At 70.1% G+C, this 16,406-nt stretch carries 12 protein-coding genes; 3 read left to right on the forward strand and 9 right to left on the reverse strand.

Annotation, left to right across the window (positions count from 1 at the left end; all coding sequences use genetic code 11):
* Positions 1 to 22: 22 nt before the first annotated feature.
* Both ACH4YL_RS35525 and ACH4YL_RS35530 read right to left on the reverse strand, forming a co-directional pair.
* Positions 23 to 1,528 (reverse strand): FG-GAP repeat domain-containing protein, encoded by a 1,506-nt coding sequence (locus ACH4YL_RS35525; RefSeq protein WP_398511647.1) that lies wholly within the window; start codon positions 1,526 to 1,528, stop codon positions 23 to 25.
* A 112-nt stretch (positions 1,529 to 1,640) separates the two neighbouring features.
* Positions 1,641 to 3,176 carry an FG-GAP repeat domain-containing protein gene (locus tag ACH4YL_RS35530; protein ID WP_398511648.1) on the reverse strand — a complete coding sequence of 512 codons (1,536 nt, stop codon included), beginning with the start codon at positions 3,174 to 3,176 and terminating at the stop codon, positions 1,641 to 1,643.
* 434 nt (positions 3,177 to 3,610) lie between these two features.
* Between ACH4YL_RS35530 and ACH4YL_RS35535 the strand changes: the two genes are divergently transcribed.
* The gene (locus ACH4YL_RS35535; RefSeq protein WP_398511649.1) at positions 3,611 to 4,210 is read left to right on the forward strand and encodes an acyltransferase; all 600 of its coding nucleotides are present in this window, start codon (positions 3,611 to 3,613) and stop codon (positions 4,208 to 4,210) included.
* Positions 4,211 to 4,318: 108 nt separating this feature from the next.
* Positions 4,319 to 6,568: a glycosyltransferase gene (locus tag ACH4YL_RS35540; RefSeq protein ID WP_398511650.1), complete on the forward strand. Its 2,250-nt coding sequence runs from the start codon at positions 4,319 to 4,321 to the stop codon at positions 6,566 to 6,568.
* An 86-nt stretch (positions 6,569 to 6,654) separates the two neighbouring features.
* Here the strand turns inward: ACH4YL_RS35540 and ACH4YL_RS35545 are convergent, their stop codons facing one another.
* From ACH4YL_RS35545 to ACH4YL_RS35555, 3 genes are read right to left on the reverse strand one after another with little or no spacing between them, the layout of a single operon-like run.
* Entirely contained in the window at positions 6,655 to 8,052 is a 1,398-nt protein-coding gene (locus tag ACH4YL_RS35545) for a glycosyltransferase (RefSeq protein WP_398511651.1), read from the reverse strand.
* 21 nt (positions 8,053 to 8,073) lie between these two features.
* Entirely contained in the window at positions 8,074 to 8,628 is a 555-nt protein-coding gene (locus ACH4YL_RS35550; RefSeq protein ID WP_389190175.1) for a hypothetical protein, read from the reverse strand.
* Positions 8,629 to 8,637: 9 nt separating this feature from the next.
* Positions 8,638 to 9,684: a glycosyltransferase family 4 protein gene (locus ACH4YL_RS35555; protein ID WP_398511652.1), complete on the reverse strand. Its 1,047-nt coding sequence runs from the start codon at positions 9,682 to 9,684 to the stop codon at positions 8,638 to 8,640.
* A gap of 272 nt (positions 9,685 to 9,956) precedes the next feature.
* Here ACH4YL_RS35555 and wecB point away from each other — a divergent pair, with 272 nt between their 5' ends.
* The gene (wecB, locus tag ACH4YL_RS35560; RefSeq protein WP_398511653.1) at positions 9,957 to 11,045 is read left to right on the forward strand and encodes a non-hydrolyzing UDP-N-acetylglucosamine 2-epimerase; all 1,089 of its coding nucleotides are present in this window, start codon (positions 9,957 to 9,959) and stop codon (positions 11,043 to 11,045) included.
* Positions 11,046 to 11,289: 244 nt separating this feature from the next.
* Here wecB and ACH4YL_RS35565 read toward each other — a convergent pair whose 3' ends face one another.
* From ACH4YL_RS35565 to ACH4YL_RS35580, 4 genes are read right to left on the reverse strand one after another with little or no spacing between them, the layout of a single operon-like run.
* Positions 11,290 to 12,573, reverse strand: a complete 1,284-nt coding sequence (locus tag ACH4YL_RS35565; protein WP_398511654.1) for a nucleotide sugar dehydrogenase — start codon at positions 12,571 to 12,573, stop codon at positions 11,290 to 11,292.
* Complete coding sequence (locus ACH4YL_RS35570; protein ID WP_398511655.1) at positions 12,570 to 14,198, reverse strand: glycosyltransferase; 1,629 nt, start codon at positions 14,196 to 14,198, stop codon at positions 12,570 to 12,572. Before ACH4YL_RS35570 ends, ACH4YL_RS35565 begins: the two co-directional genes overlap by 4 nt.
* 11 nt (positions 14,199 to 14,209) lie before the next feature.
* The gene (locus tag ACH4YL_RS35575; protein WP_398511656.1) at positions 14,210 to 15,226 is read right to left on the reverse strand and encodes a Gfo/Idh/MocA family protein; all 1,017 of its coding nucleotides are present in this window, start codon (positions 15,224 to 15,226) and stop codon (positions 14,210 to 14,212) included.
* Positions 15,223 to 16,341 carry a DegT/DnrJ/EryC1/StrS family aminotransferase gene (locus ACH4YL_RS35580; RefSeq protein WP_398511657.1) on the reverse strand — a complete coding sequence of 373 codons (1,119 nt, stop codon included), beginning with the start codon at positions 16,339 to 16,341 and terminating at the stop codon, positions 15,223 to 15,225. Before ACH4YL_RS35580 ends, ACH4YL_RS35575 begins: the two co-directional genes overlap by 4 nt.
* Positions 16,342 to 16,406: the final 65 nt, after the last annotated feature.

Consider the following 16,406-nt stretch of genomic DNA (forward strand, 5'->3'; position numbering starts at 1 on the left):
CGTCCACTCTCCATGTCGTTCATCAACGGACCGCCGCACCGAAGGCGACGTCACCCGCGGGGATTCCGCCCTCGCCGGGCTTCCAGGTCTGGGTGGGGGCGCCGCCGGACGCCACGTTCCACGGGAATCCGTAGACCGCGTGACCTTCGGCGGGGCCGTAGGGCATGCCCACGTACAGCAGGGTCGGGCTGCTCGCCAGGCTCATACCGGCGAGCTGCCGCGGGGCGGACAGGGATCCGATCCCGTAGCCCTGGTCGAGCCAGTTGTCGGAAGCGCCGACCGCGCCGACGAGCGGGAAGATCTGCACCCCGCCCTTCTCCGGGTGCTCCTCCGCGGACTCCTCGCCGGGCACGCCGACGGCCAGCCGGGTCGTGGTGGCCGAAGCGACCGTGTTCGGCGACGAGTTGGCCGCGGCGAGCCGCTGCCCGAAGAAGTCGCCGGCCTCGGACTCCTCGTCCACGCCGTCGGTGTTCTGGTCGATCCACGCGGTCTGCGTGAAGGTCCCCGACGCGGTGATCCGGAACACCTGGACGGCGCCCGCGTCGACGGTGGTCGACAGGTCCTCGCCCGGTACGCCGACCGCGAGCAGGGACTCGGTGGTCGAAGTGGCGCCGGAGGGGCGGTACGGAACCATCGCGACCGACGTGCCGAAGCCGTCGCCGACCTCCTCGGCGCCCTGGATCTCGTCCTGGTCCTGGGCGAGGCCGACCAGCGGCTTCGGGTAACCGGACACGAGGGTGTGGCTGAAGACCGCGACGCCTCCGGCGAAGGTCGTCGTGCCGAGCGCCTCACCCGGTGTGCCGACGGCGAAGTGGGTGGGTGTCGCGGCGAGCGACGCGCCGAACCGGTCGTCGATTTCCGCGATGCCCGGCACCGCTCCGCCGGTCTCGGTGTCCTGGTGGATCCCGACCGGGGTCTGGGCGGTGCCGGAGACGTAGAAGAACGCCCCGGCGTCCTCGACCGTGCCGATCGACTCGCCCGGCTGGCCGATCAGCAGATACGGCGTGCCGGCGGACGTCTTGCCCGCGGCCAGCGCGTAGCCGGTCCAGTCACCGGCCTCCGGGGATCCACCGAGCGTCCCGGTCTCGCCCTGTACGTGCTCCTTGACGGCCTTGCCGCCGCCGAGGCCGGTCGGGGAGCCGTAGACGATCTGCACCAGGCCGGCGTCGGCGTTGGTCCCGATGTCCTCGTACGGCACACCGACCGCGAGGTCGCTGCATCCGTCCGCGTCGGCGTCGTAGACGGCGACGGCGTATCCGTACTGGTCGTCGGCCTCGGGGGCGCCGGGCACGGAGGCACTCTCCTGCGAGAGCTCGAAGGTGCCCTTGTCGCCGCCGTACACGACCCGGACGAGTCCGGCCCGCTGAAGGCCCGCGACGGTCGCCTCGGGGTCGGCGATCGCGATGTCGCGGACACCGTCGCCGTTGAAGTCCGACTCAACGCCGGAGCAGCCCGCGGCGACGGCCGCCACAGCCGGTGGCACGGGTGTGCCGGGGCCGAAGCCGAGCGCGCAAGCCGTGAGGACCACGGCACTCGTGGCTCTGGCTGTGCGCCGTCGAAGCGTGCCTCGTGGCACGCGTGTTGGACTGATCACTGACTTGTTCCATCTCCCTTGTACTGGCGCACTTGTACTGGCGCAGTCAGCGCACGAACGCGCCGAACGCGACGTTCTCCGCCGGGATTCCGCCTTCGCCGGGCTTCCAGCTCTCGGTGGGCGCACCGCCGTTCGGGGTGTTCCACGGGAATGCGTGCACGGCACGCGACTCGGCCGGGCCGTACGGCAGACCCACATAGAGCGAGGCCGGGCTCGCGCCGAGGCCCATGCCGACGAGCATGCGCGGCGCCTGAGCGGCCGGAATTCCGTTGCCGGGCGAGATCCAGCTGTCGGCAGCACCGGGCTCACCGAGGATCGAGAACAGCTGTACGCCGCCCTCCTCGGGGAACTCCTCGCTGGCCTCCTCGCCGGGCACGCCCACCGCGAGGCGCATCATGGCTGCCGTACTGACCACGGCGGTATTGGTGTTGGTGGCGGCGAGCCGCTGTCCGAAGAAGTCGCCGGCCTCCGCCTCGCCCTCGACATCGGGCTGGTTCTGGTCGAGCCACTTGAGCGGCACGACGGTGCCGTCGGCCTTGATGTGGAAGGTGTGCACCGCGCCGGCGTCCACCGTGGTCGCCAGGTCCTCGCCGGGTACGCCCACGGCGAGCAGCGAGTCGGTAACGGTGGCCGCGCCGGTGGGCCGGTACGGCGCCAGGGCCAGCGATGTGCCGTAGCGGTCGTCGACCTGAGCCGCGGTGTCGGGCCCGGGAGTGCGTCCCTGCCCCATGCCGAACAGCGGGTCGGGGATGCCGTCCGTGTTGATCGACGGGCGGAACGCGATGACGCCGCCGGCGGATCCCACCGTTCCGATCGACTCGCCGGGTGCACCGACCACAAAGTGCCGGTCGGTGGCGGCGATTGACGCCCCGAACCGGTCGTACGGCTCGGGGTCCTCCCAGACTCCGGCGGAGTCCTGCGCGACGTGCGCCACGCTGTATCCGGTGCCGTAGACGTGGTGGAACATCCCCATGTCCGCGCCGCCCGTGCCGTCCTCGCCGGGCACGCCGATCACCAGGAACGGGATGCCGGACGCGGACTTGCCCGCGGCGACCGCGTAGCCGACCCAGTCCTCGTCCTCGTAGCCGCCGCCGAGCTTGCCGTCGGAGCCCTGCCGGAAGCCGTAGGTGCCGAGGCCGCCGGAGGCGATGCCGGCCGTCGAGCCGTAGATCAGGTGGACCAGGCCGGCGTCCTTGATGGTCTGGCCGACGAGGTTGATGTCCTCGTACGGGATGCCCACGGCGATGTCGCTGCAGCCGTCGAGGTTGGCGTCGTACACCGCGAACGAGAAGCCGAACTGGTCGCCGGTCTCTGCCGAGTCGGAGACCTCCGGCGACTCCTGGGACAGTTCGAACGTGCCCTTGCCGCCGCCGTACACGATGCGGATGAGCCCGGCCCGCTCCTTCCCGGCGACGGTGGCCTCCGGGTCGGCGATGGCGACATCGCGGATTCCGTCACCGTTGAAATCGGACTGCGTCCCGGCGCAGGCCGTGGCCGCCACCGCCTGCGGAGGCGTCGCCGCCCCTTGTCCGAGCACGGAGAAGACGGCCGTCAGCGCGACGGCCACGACCCCCCGGCCCATACGTGTGCCAACTCGCGGCATTACTCTCCCCACCCCGTCCGCGCGGCTGAGAAGCCGGCGGGAACTCACATGACCGATCGAGGCGTCGACGGACCGCGTTGTCCGAAGAGACGCCCGCCTCCAGGCAGTTGTGAGGACGAGGTGTGGGTGCCGTGCAGGCCGAAGAGGCCCTCAGCGCACATTGCGCGAGGGCACACCTGCTGCGCTTCCCCACCCCGGACCTGACGTTCCCCAACCCCAAGCAGCCCGTAGAAGCGGAGGGGGACTTTTCCATGCGTCAAGGAACTTCACAAGAACACATGTCGGACATGATCACCTCGGACCGATCACAGCTTGATCACATCGCCTGCTCATGCCCTTGCTTCCTCGCTCTGCGCCTCGCTCCTCGGGCCACGTATGCTCAGCCCGCCAAGTCCCGCGTGAAAGGCAGCACAGTGAGCTACAGGGTCCAGCCCACCGCCCAGGTCGACGACACCGCCGTGATCGGCGCCGGGAGCAGCGTCTGGGAGCTCGCCCAGATCCGTGAGGGCGCGAAGCTCGGCGAGGGCTGTGTCGTCGGACGCGGTGCGTACGTCGGGACCGGTGTGCAGATCGGTGACAACTGCAAGCTGCAGAACTACGCGCTCGTGTACGAGCCCGCCGAGCTCGGCGACGGTGTCTTCATCGGTCCCGCCGTGGTCCTCACCAATGACCACAACCCGCGTTCCGTCGACCCCGAGGGCAAGCAGAAGCGCGGCGGCGACTGGGAGGCCGTCGGTGTGAAGATCGCCGACGGCGCGTCGATCGGCGCGCGCGCCGTGTGTGTCGCGCCACTGCGGATCGGCCGCTGGTCGATGGTCGCCGCGGGCGCCGTCGTCACCAAGGACGTGCCGGACTTCGCGCTGGTCGTCGGCGTGCCCGCGCGGCAGATCGGCTGGGTCGGCAAGGCCGGTGTGCGGCTGGTGGAGCGGGCCGGCGAGGCCGGTGTCTGGGAGTGCCCGCAGTCCGGCGAGGCGTACACGGAGAAGGACGGCGTCCTGGAGGAGCGGGGCTGACGCTCCCGCTCCGGTGAACAACGCCGCTATACAGCCTCCGCGCGCGCAGGGCCAGTCTCAGGCTTCGATACTCTTGGCCTCTGCGTCATGTTGTGCGAAGGGAACCAGATGAATAGCCACGTGCTCTATCTCGCGCTCGGAACGTACCGGGTACGGGCAGCACGCGAGCATGTCAAGGAACTTGCGTCGTCCGGGTCGCAGGTCGTGCTGGTCGTCGCGGACTGCGAGGAGTGGGCGGAGACCGCCGACGAGCTCTCGCGCCTGGACCGCGTGGACGTCGTACGGCTCGGGCTCGACAAGCACGGCTCGGCATGGTCCGCCGCGAAGAAGCTGGTCGCCGACAAGTCGGGCCCCTTCGCGACAGCGGATGTGCTGATCGCCGGCGACGCGCACGCGCTGCCGACGGCCTGGGCCGCGCTCAAGCGACGGCCCGAGCTGCGGCTCCAGCTGGAGCCCGCCAACACCGACGCGCATGCCGCCGAGCCCGCGGACCTCGCGGTGCTCACCCCCTGGTACCCGTCGCCGAACAATCCGTACGCGGGATCGTTCGTTCAGGCGATGACCGCCGCGGTGGCCGACCAGTTCGACCGGATCACCGTCTTCCACACGGAGGACTGGGGCGGCCGCGCCTATCCCGCGCTGAACGACGCGATCAAGGTCACCCAGGACCGCCTCCGTGAGCGCCGCGACCTGATCCCGGTCGTCGACAGCCCCGAGGGCACCGTCGTCCGGGTCCCGGCACCGCTAGCGCACCGGAAGAACTACGCCTCCTGGGTCGGCAACCAGGAGAAGGCGCTGATGGCGGCGCTGCCCACCGGCAAGATCGAAGCGCCCGTCGTGCACGCCCACACCGGCATCTACGGCGGTGTGCTGGCCCTGCACCTGGCCAGGCCGGACGCGCGCGTGGTCGTCACCGAGCACTCCTCGTTCCTGGACAAGGTCTTCGCGCAGCCCGCCGCCCACGAGCTGTACGAAGCGGTGCTGAAGCGCGCGGACGCGTTCCTGTGCGTCAGCGGCAAGCTGCGGGACCAGATCGCCAAGGAGTTCCCGGCGTACGCGGACAAGCTCAGCGTCGTACCGAACATGATCGACTTCGAGCGCTTCACGCCCGGCCCGGAGCGCTCGGCCGAGCTGCTCAGCTGGCTGTACGTGGGCCGGCTCGTCAAGCCGAAGGGCGTCGACGAACTGCTGGAGGCCTTCGCGCTGGTGGCGCGGGAGGAGCCGCGGGCGACGCTCACCCTGGTCGGCCACGGCGTCCGCGAGGAGGATCTCGCGGCCCGTGTCGAGGAGCTCGGGCTCGGCGAGCGCGTCAGCCTCCTGCCGCCGGTGCCGCCGGAGGACGTCAACGCGCTGATGCACCGTCACGACCTGCTGGTGCACCCGAGCAAGGGCGAGACCTTCGGCATGACGGTCGTCGAGGCGGTCGCCTCCGGCCTGCCCGTGCTGGCCACCCGCAGCGGCGGCCCGCAGGAGAGTCTGGCCGGCATCGAGTCCCGGTCCGGCGCGCTGATGGACATCAGCGACAACCCCAGGATCATCGCCGACGCCTACTGGCAGCTCGTGAAGGACGCCGGCGGCATCGACCTGCCGGCGGCCCGCGAGGTGCTGGAGAGCCGGTACGGCACCGAGGCCGTGGCCAAGCAGCTGCTCGCCGTATACGAAGGCGTGCCGCTGCCTGCCGCCGAGACGGCGGGCGAAGCCGGGGAACAGCCCGCCGCGGACGTGTCCTCCGTCACGGAGAGTGCCCAGGCCTCGGCCGTGAAGGCCCCGGCGAGCACCGAGCCGCGCGGCCGCGCCGTCATCCTCTCGCTGACGCCTCCCGGCAAGCCCCGGCGCATCGTGGACTTCGCCAACTTCCTGATCGAGCAGAACGTCGAAGTCACGCTGGTCTCCGGCCGCGCCGCCCCGTTCTGGGAGCGCGCGGACCTGGACCGGCGTGTGCCCGTGATCAGCATCGAGGCCGCGGAGAAGAAGCTGCGCATCCCGCGCGGCGAGCGCCTCCTCGTCTACCGCGCCCCGCGCGCCGTGCTGCGCAGGACCCGGCGGATCGCCGCCCGCAACCGCAAGTCCATCGGACCGGAGCTCGCCGTGGCCACCGTCCAGCGGGTGCACACACGGGCCGCCAACGCCTTCCACCGGAAGATCTGGAACAAGGGCTGGGGCGAGCTCCGTCCGCAGGTGCTGTCCCGCGTGGCGCGCCGGGTGGCGCTGCCCGAGGTACGGCTCGACCTCGCCGACCATGTGTTCGTCGCCGACATCAACTCCACGGTCACGGGCTGGAAGTGGGCCAAGGCCAACCCGCACCTGACCGTCACCATGCACATGGACCGGGAGATCTACGCTCCCAAGGACGAGTAGGGCTTCTTCTCAGCAACGGCGAAGGCCCCGACCGGAACTCCGGTCGGGGCCTTCGCCGTTGACGGCAGGCGGACTGCCGTGCCGTGTCAGTCCTGCGCGGGGGTCTCGCGGCCGGTGATGGCCCGCAGCCGCTCCTCGAAGGGCTCGAGCACCGCGTCGCGCTGGTACTTGTCCGCATGTCTGCGGGCGGTCTCGCGCTGCTCCGGCGTCAGATCACGGGCGGCCTTGCCCGCGGCGACCATGGAGGCGGCGAGCGCGTCCACGTCCAGGCTGTCGGCGTTGAACCACAGCGGATAGCCCTCGAGCACGTCCTGCGCGGCGATGCCCGGCGCGTGCACCGAGACGATCGGATGCCCGAAGGCCATGTACTCGAAGATCTTGCCCGAGGTCACGTACTTGCCGCCGCCGGCCAGGAAGACCAGCACGTCCGCGTCCTCGTAGACCCGGCCGACCTCGGTCTTGGAGACCGGTCCGCAGTAGCGCAGCCCGGTGGCCTCGGCGCCGTTCTCGGGAGCTTCGTCGTCCAGGCCGAGCTTCTGCTTCAGCGTCGCCGGGCTGTTCTTGAAGAAGCCCAGGTGGCCGTGGATCTGCAGCTCGGCGTCCGCGAGATCCGGATGACGGCGGGCGATCTTGAACGCCTCCGCCATCTCCTCGACCGGCTGCTTGACCGTGAGCGTGCCGAGGTACGCGAACTTCAGCGGCCGCTGTGTCTCGGTGCCGGTGGTCGCGGGCACCGAGGAGGGCTCTTCCGCACTCTCCTCGGCCTTCGGCAGCACATCCGCGTCCCAGCCGTTCGGGACCACCATCATGCGGTCCGCGACGTCCGGGTACCGCTCCGCGTGCCAGCCGCGCAGCGCCTCGTTCACGAACACCGCGGCCGACGCCTTGTTCAGCATCCGCTTCTCCCAGCCCCACGCGATGTGGTCCTTGGGGAAGGCGGGCTCGTCGTGGAAGAGGTCCAGCGTCCACGAGTCGCGGTAGTCCATGACGTACGGCACGCCCGTCAGCCGGTTGAAGAGCCAGGCCGCGCCGAAGGAGGCGAACGGGTTGCCGGTGGCCACGACGACGTCGAAGCGCTTCTTCGAGTGGAGCTTCAGCGCGCGCATGACGGAGGCCCAGGCCCAGGACGAGTAGCGCTCCGGGAAGAGCTTCGTCTGGCTGAGGTGGTAGACGCGCTTGGCCATCAGCGGGAAGCTGCGGCGCAGCCAGCTGAACTCACGCAGATCCTGCTGCCAGGTGTACTGGTTCAGGGAGGGCCGCTCGACGCGGATGCTCGGGTCGACGGTCTCCGACAGGCCCTCGTCCACCGAGCCGATCCTCTTGTAGAGGAAGTCCAGCGGGGAGGCGAAGACAGTGACGTCCCAGCCCTTCTCCACCAGGTGGTTGGCCGTCGCCCTGGCGCGGTAGACACCGCTCGCCCGGGAGGGCGGGAAGTAGAACGCCAGGTAGAGCACGCGGGGCCGCCGGCCGCTGCGGTTCTTCATGAAACTTCCTCTTGTGTGAGATCAGCGAGCGGCTGAGGTCTGTGGGGAAACGTCGGAGTCGATGCCGTAGCTGACCCTCGGTACTGCCAGGCCTTCAGACTCCCACGCCTCCATCAGTTGTACTGCGCGGGGCACCGACAGCGCATCAGCGACCACGAGGAGTTCCGGGCCCTTGCGCGGCGAGAAGGCCCGCCAGACCATCCGGTCGGCGAATTTCGGCCAGATTCGGCGGTGCAGCGGGACGAACACCCTGCGGTGCACACGCCCCGCCACCCGGCGCTCGTACGCCTTCAGGGCCCGCTTCGCCTTGGCGCGCAGCGGGCCGCGCCCGGCGACGCGCACCACGAGCCGCGGCACACGGTAGAGCACCAGACGCTCCACGCGGCGCGGCAGATGGTGCGCCTCGAGCTCGTCGGCGGTCACCAGCTCGACGCCGGGGGCGAGGGTCTGGTCGAGCCAGGGCGTGCGCTGGGAGACCAGCACGACGGCCCGGCCGCCGCGTGCCGCCACTTCCGCCGACTCTTCGACGACGGCTCGCTTGCGCGAGGCGCCGAGAGCCAGGAACAGGACCTGCATGTCACTCCATCACGGGGAGTCGGGGAACCAGAGACGGTAGTGAGCCTGCGCGACGGCCTCGTAGCCGTACTGCGCGGCCAGCTGCTGCTGGGCACGCTCGAGATCCAGACCGCCGCTGTTGAAGCGGTCGCGCAGGCGCCGGTAGCCGTCGCTGATCGACTCGGCGTTCTCTTCCACATCAATGAGCTCGCCGGCCGCGTCCTCGATGCCGGCCAGCGTCTTCTCGGGCCCTCCGCAGCGGGTCACCAGCACCGGCATTCCGGCGGCGATGCCCTCCACGATGGTCATGCCGAAGGTCTCGTACCTGCTGGGGTGGACCAGCAGATCGTGCTCGCGCATCAGGTCGAGCGCCTGCTCGTGCGGGATCGAGCCCGGGAGGTCGACGGCGTCGGCGAGCCCGAGCTCGGCGGCCCGCTCGGTCAGCGGCTTCCGCAGCGGGCCTTCGCCGACCATCGTCAGGGTGAGCGCCGGGTCCTCGGCGTGGCACTGGGCGAATGCCTCGACCAGCCAGTTGACGCCCTTCAGATCGACCATGCTGCCCAGGTAGAGCCACTTCTTGAGCTCCTTGACCGGAGCGGGGCGGCTCGCGTCGAACGAGATGGGGTTCGGGATGCGCAGGATCTTGTCCGCGTGGTGCGGGAACTGCTTGCCGAGCACCTCGGTGACCTTGTCGCCGACGGCGAAGAAGCCGGTGACGCGGGCCAGCAGCTCGTCGTAGAGCTCGACGGCGTCCGGGTCCTGGAAGACCCGTTCGAGGAATGAGGCGTGCTCGGTGACGAAGACCTTCGCGTCCGGGCGGGCGTTCTGCAGAGCCGCCCAGCCGCTCGGCAGCCCGACATGGGCGTGCACGACGGGCGCGTCGATCGGCTTGCCGCCGAGCGCGGCCCGCAACTGCCGTTCGTGGTTGCGGGACTGGGCTCCGTAGTCCTGGGCGCGCGGCGTGGTCACCGGGAAGTGCACGAGCTCGGCTCCGCCGGCCGTGGGCACGCGGTGCGCGGCGCGGGTGACGAGTTTGCCTGCGGCCGCTTCCACCGCTTGAGTGGTCGTGGCGTCCATCGGGGCGACCCAAGGGTCGCAGTGATAGACAACGAAACTGTCACAGCCCGGGGCCGTCGCACCGACCATCGCCTGGACGAAGGATCCTCTGAAAGGCAGCTCACGTGTGGGATACCACGGCGTGACTACGGCCGCATCCCTGGATGCTGCCTGATTCATTACCGACTTCCTCCCCGGAGCACAGGTCGAGGCGTCACTTTATCATCGGACGGAATTCGGTCTTCGGTCTCCAGCCGGCGGCCCGTACCCAAGGTCTCAAGGAGCAGTTCACCGTGAAGGTCATCAGCGTCGTCGGGGCCCGTCCCCAGCTGGTCAAACTCGCACCGATCGCCGCTGCGTTCGCGGAAACCGACCACCAGCATGTGATTGTTCATACAGGTCAGCATTACGACGCCGATCTGTCCGACGTCTTCTTCTCCGGCCTCGGCATCCCGGACCCGGACGTCCACCTCGGCATCGGCTCCGGCAGCCACGGCGCCCAGACCGGCGGCGTGCTCACCGCCATGGACCCCGTCCTCGACGCCGAGCAGCCGGACTGGGTCCTGGTGTACGGCGACACCAACTCCACGCTGGCCGGTGCCCTGTCCGCGGTGAAGATGCACCTGCCGGTCGCGCACCTGGAGGCGGGACTGCGCTCCTTCAACCGCCGGATGCCCGAGGAGCACAACCGCATCCTCACCGACCACGCGGCCGACCTGCTGCTCGCGCCGACCGAGGAGGCCATGAAGCACCTGGCGGCCGAGGGCCTCGCGGGCCGTTCCGTGCTCGCCGGTGACGTGATGGTCGACGTGTGCCTGCGGATCAGGGACGCGGTGCTGGCCGGCGAGCACCCGAAGCCGCAGCTGCCCGAGGGCATCGACCCCGAGGCCCCGTACCTGCTGGCGACGCTGCACCGGCCGGACAACACCGACGACCCGAAGCGGCTCGCGGCGATCGTCGACTCGCTCGCGAGCCTGCCGGTGCCGGTGGCCCTGCTGGCGCACCCGCGCCTTGTCGTGCGCGCCGAGGAGCACGGCATCAAGCTGAACCAGGGCTCGCTGCACTCGGGCCGTCCGCTGCCGTACGCGGGCCTGGTGGCCGCGGTCCTCGGCTCGGCCGGTGTGGTCACCGACTCGGGCGGCCTGCAGAAGGAGGCGTTCCTGCTGGACCGCGTCTGCACGACGATCCGCCCGGAGACGGAGTGGGTCGAGACGCTGGAGAACGGCTGGAACCAGCTGGTGCCGAACCCGTTCGAGCTCGCTGCGACGGAGTGGGCGGCCACGGCGACGCGCCCGGCGCCCGGCACCGACCGCGGCATCCCCTACGGCGACGGCCAGGCGGCCCGCCGCGTGGTGCAGTTCCTGGAGCAGCACAAGCGCTAGGGAGTGTCCGCAAAGGATCGCCGTCCGCCCGGAGGGCGGGGCATGCGGCGTCCGGTGCGTGCGATCGCAAGGCGCCGGTGCGCCCTCGTAGCGGAGCTACTTGGGCGTATCGGCAACGCAGCGAGCGTGCGTGCAGGGCGACGCAGGCCAGGCGAGACTTTGCGGACACGACCTAGGGAGTACGCCGAAGGCCCCGGCCGCCTCGATGAGATGCCGGGGCCTTCGTGCGTGTACTCGGGGCTTCCTAGCCGCCGATGACGACGCGGCGTACGCCTTCCCAGCGCGCCGGGTCGGTGGTGCGGCGGCCGTCGACCAGGACGCGGACGTCCGGCAGGTCGGAGGCGGCCAGCTCGCGGTACTCGGCGTGGTCGGCCTGCAGGATCGCGGCGGTGACCGTCTCGCCCTCGTGCGGGGTCAGGCCGTGCGCGGCCAGCTCCTCGGAGGTGTACATCGGGTCGGAGACGAACGGCACCGCGCCGCGCGCCTTCAGCGCCTCGACGGTCGGGAAGACGCCCGAGAAGGCCGTCTCCTTCACGCCGCCGCGGTAGGCGGCGCCGAGCACGAGCACCTGGACGTCCTTCAGGTCGCCGTAGGCGGCGGCCAGCAGGTCGACGGCGTACTCGGGCATGGCGGCGTTGGCCTCGCGCGCCGAGCGCACGACGGTGGCCTCCGGGTCGTTCCACAGGTACATCCGCGGGTAGATCGGGATGCAGTGGCCGCCGACGGCGATGCCGGGCTGGTGAATGTGGCTGTACGGCTGCGAGTTGCAGGCCTCGATGACCTTCTTGACGTCGATGTCGTTCTTGTCGGCGAAGCGGGCGAACTGGTTCGCCAGGCCGATGTTGACATCGCGGTAGGTGGTCTCGGCGAGCTTGGCCAGCTCGGAGGCCTCGGCGGTGCCGAGGTCCCACACGCCGTTCGGCTGCGCCAGGTCCTCGCGCTCGTCGAAGTCCAGGACCTGCTCGTAGAACTCCACGCCGTGCTTGGCCGACGCCTCGTCGATGCCGCCGACGAGCTTCGGGTAGCGGCGCAGGTCGGCGAAGACCCGGCCGGTGAGCACCCGCTCCGGCGAGAAGACCAGGTGGAAGTCCTCGCCGGCGGTGAGGCCGGAGCCCTCTTCCAGCATCGGCGCCCAGCGCGTGCGGGTGGTGCCGACCGGCAGCGTGGTCTCGTACGAGACGAGCGTGCCGGGCTTGAGGCCCTTGGCGATCGCCTTCGTCGCGGAGTCCATCCAGCCGAAGTCCGGGGTGCCCTCGGCGTCCACGAACAGCGGGACGACGACCACGACGGCCTCGGACTGGGCGACGGCGGCCGCGGTGTCCGTGGTGGCGCTCAGCAGACCGGCGTCCACGGACTGCTTCAGCAGCCGGTCGAGGTCGTGCTCGCCCGGGAAGGGCTCGGTGCCGGCGTTGACCAGCTCGACGACCTTCTCGTTGACGTCGGCGCCGATGACCTTGTGGCCCTTGGCCGCGAACTGCACGGCGAGCGGAAGCCCGATCTTGCCGAGCGCTACTACACAGATATTCATCGGGATACTTTCCTCTTCACACGGACCAGCAGCGGGCGCACCCGCAGCCACCACTTGTTTTGGGGCGGGAACAGCAGGCCGGTCACGATGACCATCCGGCCCTTGATGTTCACACGGGCGCCCACGCGATACGGGGTGCCGCTGCGCCAGCGCCGGGCCAGCGGCATCGGCTTGTCCTGGCCGCTCACCGGGATCTCGTACGTCCAGCCCGCGACGTCGACGAAGACGCGGACTCCGAGCGAGGCCGGCCTGGGCTCTATCGGGATACGGCCACGGAGCACCGTTCCGGTGCCGTCCGCCGTCGCTTCCTGGGTGAACTCCCCCACCGGGGCCGGGAGTTCGTGTCCGACGGGCAGCCTGCGGCCGCCGGTGCGGTCGGCGCTCTTGGGCATGGCGCCCTGGACGAGCCGGATGACGGCCGACTCGGTGTCGCCGCTCAGCCCCAGCCGGACGGCGACGAGCAGCGACAGGTTGTCGCCGTTCTGCTCCCACTCGGCGCTCAGCAGCTCCGTGTTGGCGGCGAGCTGCTTGGCCACCGAATCCTTGGTGACCTCGAAGGCGCGGTCGGGGATGTTCAGCACGGGGTCGCGGAAGCCCGGGTAGCGGGCGAAGGCCCGCTCGCCCTCCAGGTGGAAGGGCGGGGGCCCGCTCTCGGTCTCGGACTCGATCGCCTCGATCAGCGCGTCCACCGCGCCGTACTGGGCCAGCACGATCCTCACCCGCCGGATGAGCTCCAGCTCGTCCCGCAGCTCGTCCGTGAGGTACGCGTCGGCCAGCTCGGCGATCCCGGCGGCCACCTCGCTCCGGGTCTGCGGATCGAGCGCCGGGAAATCCTCCTTGACGAGCTTGAAGATCTCCCAGGTGAAGTGGCGCTTGAAGAGGAAGTCCCGCTTGGGACCGGCCTCGACCAGCCCCGCAGCATGGGCCATGATCTTCTTGAAGGACTCCAGCCGGGGCATATGGCTGGACCGGTAGGTGATGTTGCTCGCGTCCTGGCGCTTGACCGCGTAGTAGTACGTGTAGTCCGCGAGCACCGAGATCTTCCGGGCGTTGAGGCACGCCTCCAGCGTGAACGGCATGTCGCTGCCGACCCGCAGGTCCTCGTTGAACCGCAGCTTCTGCTTCTCCACCAGCTCACGGCGGAACAGCTTGATGTTGGCCATCGTGAAGGGCAGCGCCGAGTCGAACAGGTCGATGTCCGGGTCGCTCTTCTTGAACAGCGCCTGATGGGCGTAGCGGCCGTTCGTGCCGACCATCTTGCCGATCACGATGTCCGAGTCCTGCTCGTCGGCGCAGGCCACCATCCGCCTGAGCGCGTCCTTGCCCAGGTGGTCGTCGGAGCCGATGAAGAAGACGAAACGTCCGGTGGCCGCCTCGAGCCCTCTGTTGCTGGGCGCCGCGGGGCCACCGGAGTTCGCCTGGTGGATCACCTTGATTGTGTCCGGGTACTTCTTTGCGAAGCGGTCGAGGACCGCCCCGCTGCCGTCCGTGGAACCGTCGTCCACGGCGACGATCTCAAGCCTGTCCAGGCCAATGCTCTGCCCGACGAGGGAGTTGAGACATTCCGTCAGATACCGGCCCGTGTTGTACACGGCCGTGATGACGGTGACATCAGGACTGGTCAAGGCTCCTCGCCCTACTGAGCCGCGTGATACGCGGAGAGATCGACGGTCTTCCCGCCGGCGGCGGACTCCAGCACGGCCGCCGCCACTTCGACCGTACGAAGCCCCTGGCGCAGCGTGCAAATGTCATCGGACTTGCCCAGCACCGCGTCACGGAAGAGCTCGTGCTCCACCAGCAGCGGCTCGCGCTTCGGGATGGCGTAGCGGATCATGTCGCCCTCGGCGACGCCCCGGAACGCCTGCAGCGCCTCCCACTCGGTGGCCTGCGCGGCGTTCGAGTAGAAGGTCAGGTCGGCGGTGAGGGTGTCGGCGATGAAGCAGCCCTTCTCGCCGGTGACCGAGGTGAAGCGCTCCTTGAGCGGGCTCAGCCAGTTCACCAGGTGGTTGACCATGGTGCCGTCGGAGAGCTGGCCGACCGCGGAGACCATGTCCTCGTGCGGACGGCCCGACTTGGAGACCGTGCGCGCCGAGATCGAGGTGTACGTCTGGCCGGTGACCCACCCGGTGAGGTCGATGTCGTGGGTGGCGAGGTCCTTTACCACGCCGACATCGGCGATGCGGTGCGGGAAGGGGCCCTGGCGGCGGGTGACGACCTGGTAGACGTCGCCGAGCTCGCCGGCCTCCAGACGCAGGCGCAGCGAGCGCAGCGCCGGGTTGTAGCGCTCGATGTGGCCGACACCGGCCACCAGTCCGCGCGACTCGAAGGCCTCGACGAGACGGCGGGCGCCGGCCACGGTGTCCGCGACCGGCTTCTCGACGAGCGCGCCGACACCGGCCTCGGCCAGCTTCAGGCCGACTTCCTCGTGCAGCGCGGTCGGGCAGGCCACCACGGCGTAGTCGATGCCGAGGGAGATCAGCTCCTCGACGGTCGCCAGCACGGGAGCGCCCTGCGCCCAGCCGTTCTTGTCACCCATCGGGTCGACGACGCCGACGAACTGGACGCCGTCCAGGCCGGCGAGTACACGGGCGTGGTGGCGGCCCATCGAGCCCAGGCCGATGAGGCCGGCCCGCAGTCCCTGGGCAGTGGTCACAGGTTCTCTCCAAGCTCGTTCACGGCGGTGGCGATGCGCTCGAGGTCCTCCGCGGAGAGCGAAGGGTGCACCGGCAGCGAGACGACCTCGGCGGCCGCACGCTCGGTCTCGGGCAGGTCCCAGTTGCGGCCGGCCTTCTGGTCCGGCTCCCAGTACGGCTTCAGCCGGTGGATCGGGGTCGGGTAGTAGACGGCGTTGCCGACGCCCGCCTCGGTGAGCTTCGCCATCGCGGCGTCGCGGTCCCCGGCGATCCGGATCGTGTACTGGTGGTAGATGTGGCGCGCGCCCTCGGCGACGATCGGCGTCACCACGTTCGGCGCGCTGATGTGCTCGGTGAGGTACGCGGCGTTGGCGATGCGCTGCTCGGTCCAGCCGTTCAGCTTCGCCAGCTGTACGCGGCCGACGGCGGCGGCGACGTCCGTCATACGCATGTTGGCGCCGACGATCTCGTTGGCGTACCGCTGCTCCATGCCCTGGTTGCGCAGCAGGCGCAGGGTGCGGGCGATCTCGGCGTCGGCCGTGGAGATCATGCCGCCCTCGAGCGAGTGCATGTTCTTCGTCGGGTAGAAGCTGAAGGTGCCGCCGGAGCCGAACGCGCCGACCGGGGTGCCGTTCAGCGCCGCCGCGTGCGCCTGGCAGGCGTCCTCGACGACGGCCAGCTTGTGCTTGGCGGCGATGGCCATGATCTGGTCCATCGCGGCCGGGTGGCCGTACAGGTGCACCGGCATGATCGCGGCGGTGCGCGGGGTGATCGCGGCCTCGGTGGCGGCCGGGTCGAGACAGAAGCTGTCGGCCTCGATGTCGGCGAAGACGACGTCGGCGCCGACCAGGCGGACCGCGTTCGCCGAAGCGGCGAACGAGAACGAAGGAACGATTACCTCGTCGCCCGGGCCGATACCCAAAGCCAGCAGAAGGAGATGCAGCGCGGAGGTACCGGAGTTGACGGCCACACAGTGGCGGCCGTCGACCAGGTCCCCGAAGCTCTCCTCGAACGCGGCCACCTCAGGGCCCTGTACGACCCTGCCGCTGCGCAGTACGCGTACCGCCGCCTCGATCTCTTCCTCACCGATGACCGGGCGGGCAGCGGGAATGGGCTGCTGGTTGCTGCTCGTCATGGACGTCCTCCTTGAACACCGCAAGAGCTCTTTGTGGCAGAGGTCAGGGGCGGAGCGGACGTCTC

Origin of the sequence: Streptomyces sp. NPDC020681, assembly GCF_044334895.1 — a bacterium.
Lineage (GTDB): Bacteria > Actinomycetota > Actinomycetes > Streptomycetales > Streptomycetaceae > Streptomyces.

Bases quoted from the DNA above. Each gene is read 5' to 3' on its own strand.
- ACH4YL_RS35555 (WP_398511652.1), bottom strand. From the start codon at position 9,684: ATGGACGCCACGACCACTCAAGCGGTGGAAGCGGCCGCAGGCAAACTC.
- ACH4YL_RS35540 (WP_398511650.1), top strand. From the start codon at position 4,319: ATGAATAGCCACGTGCTCTATCTCGCGCTCGGAACGTACCGGGTACGG.
- ACH4YL_RS35530 (WP_398511648.1), bottom strand. From the start codon at position 3,176: ATGGGCCGGGGGGTCGTGGCCGTCGCGCTGACGGCCGTCTTCTCCGTG.
- ACH4YL_RS35545 (WP_398511651.1), bottom strand. From the start codon at position 8,052: ATGAAGAACCGCAGCGGCCGGCGGCCCCGCGTGCTCTACCTGGCGTTC.
- ACH4YL_RS35565 (WP_398511654.1), bottom strand. From the start codon at position 12,573: ATGAATATCTGTGTAGTAGCGCTCGGCAAGATCGGGCTTCCGCTCGCC.
- ACH4YL_RS35550 (WP_389190175.1), bottom strand. From the start codon at position 8,628: ATGCAGGTCCTGTTCCTGGCTCTCGGCGCCTCGCGCAAGCGAGCCGTC.
- ACH4YL_RS35580 (WP_398511657.1), bottom strand. From the start codon at position 16,341: ATGACGAGCAGCAACCAGCAGCCCATTCCCGCTGCCCGCCCGGTCATC.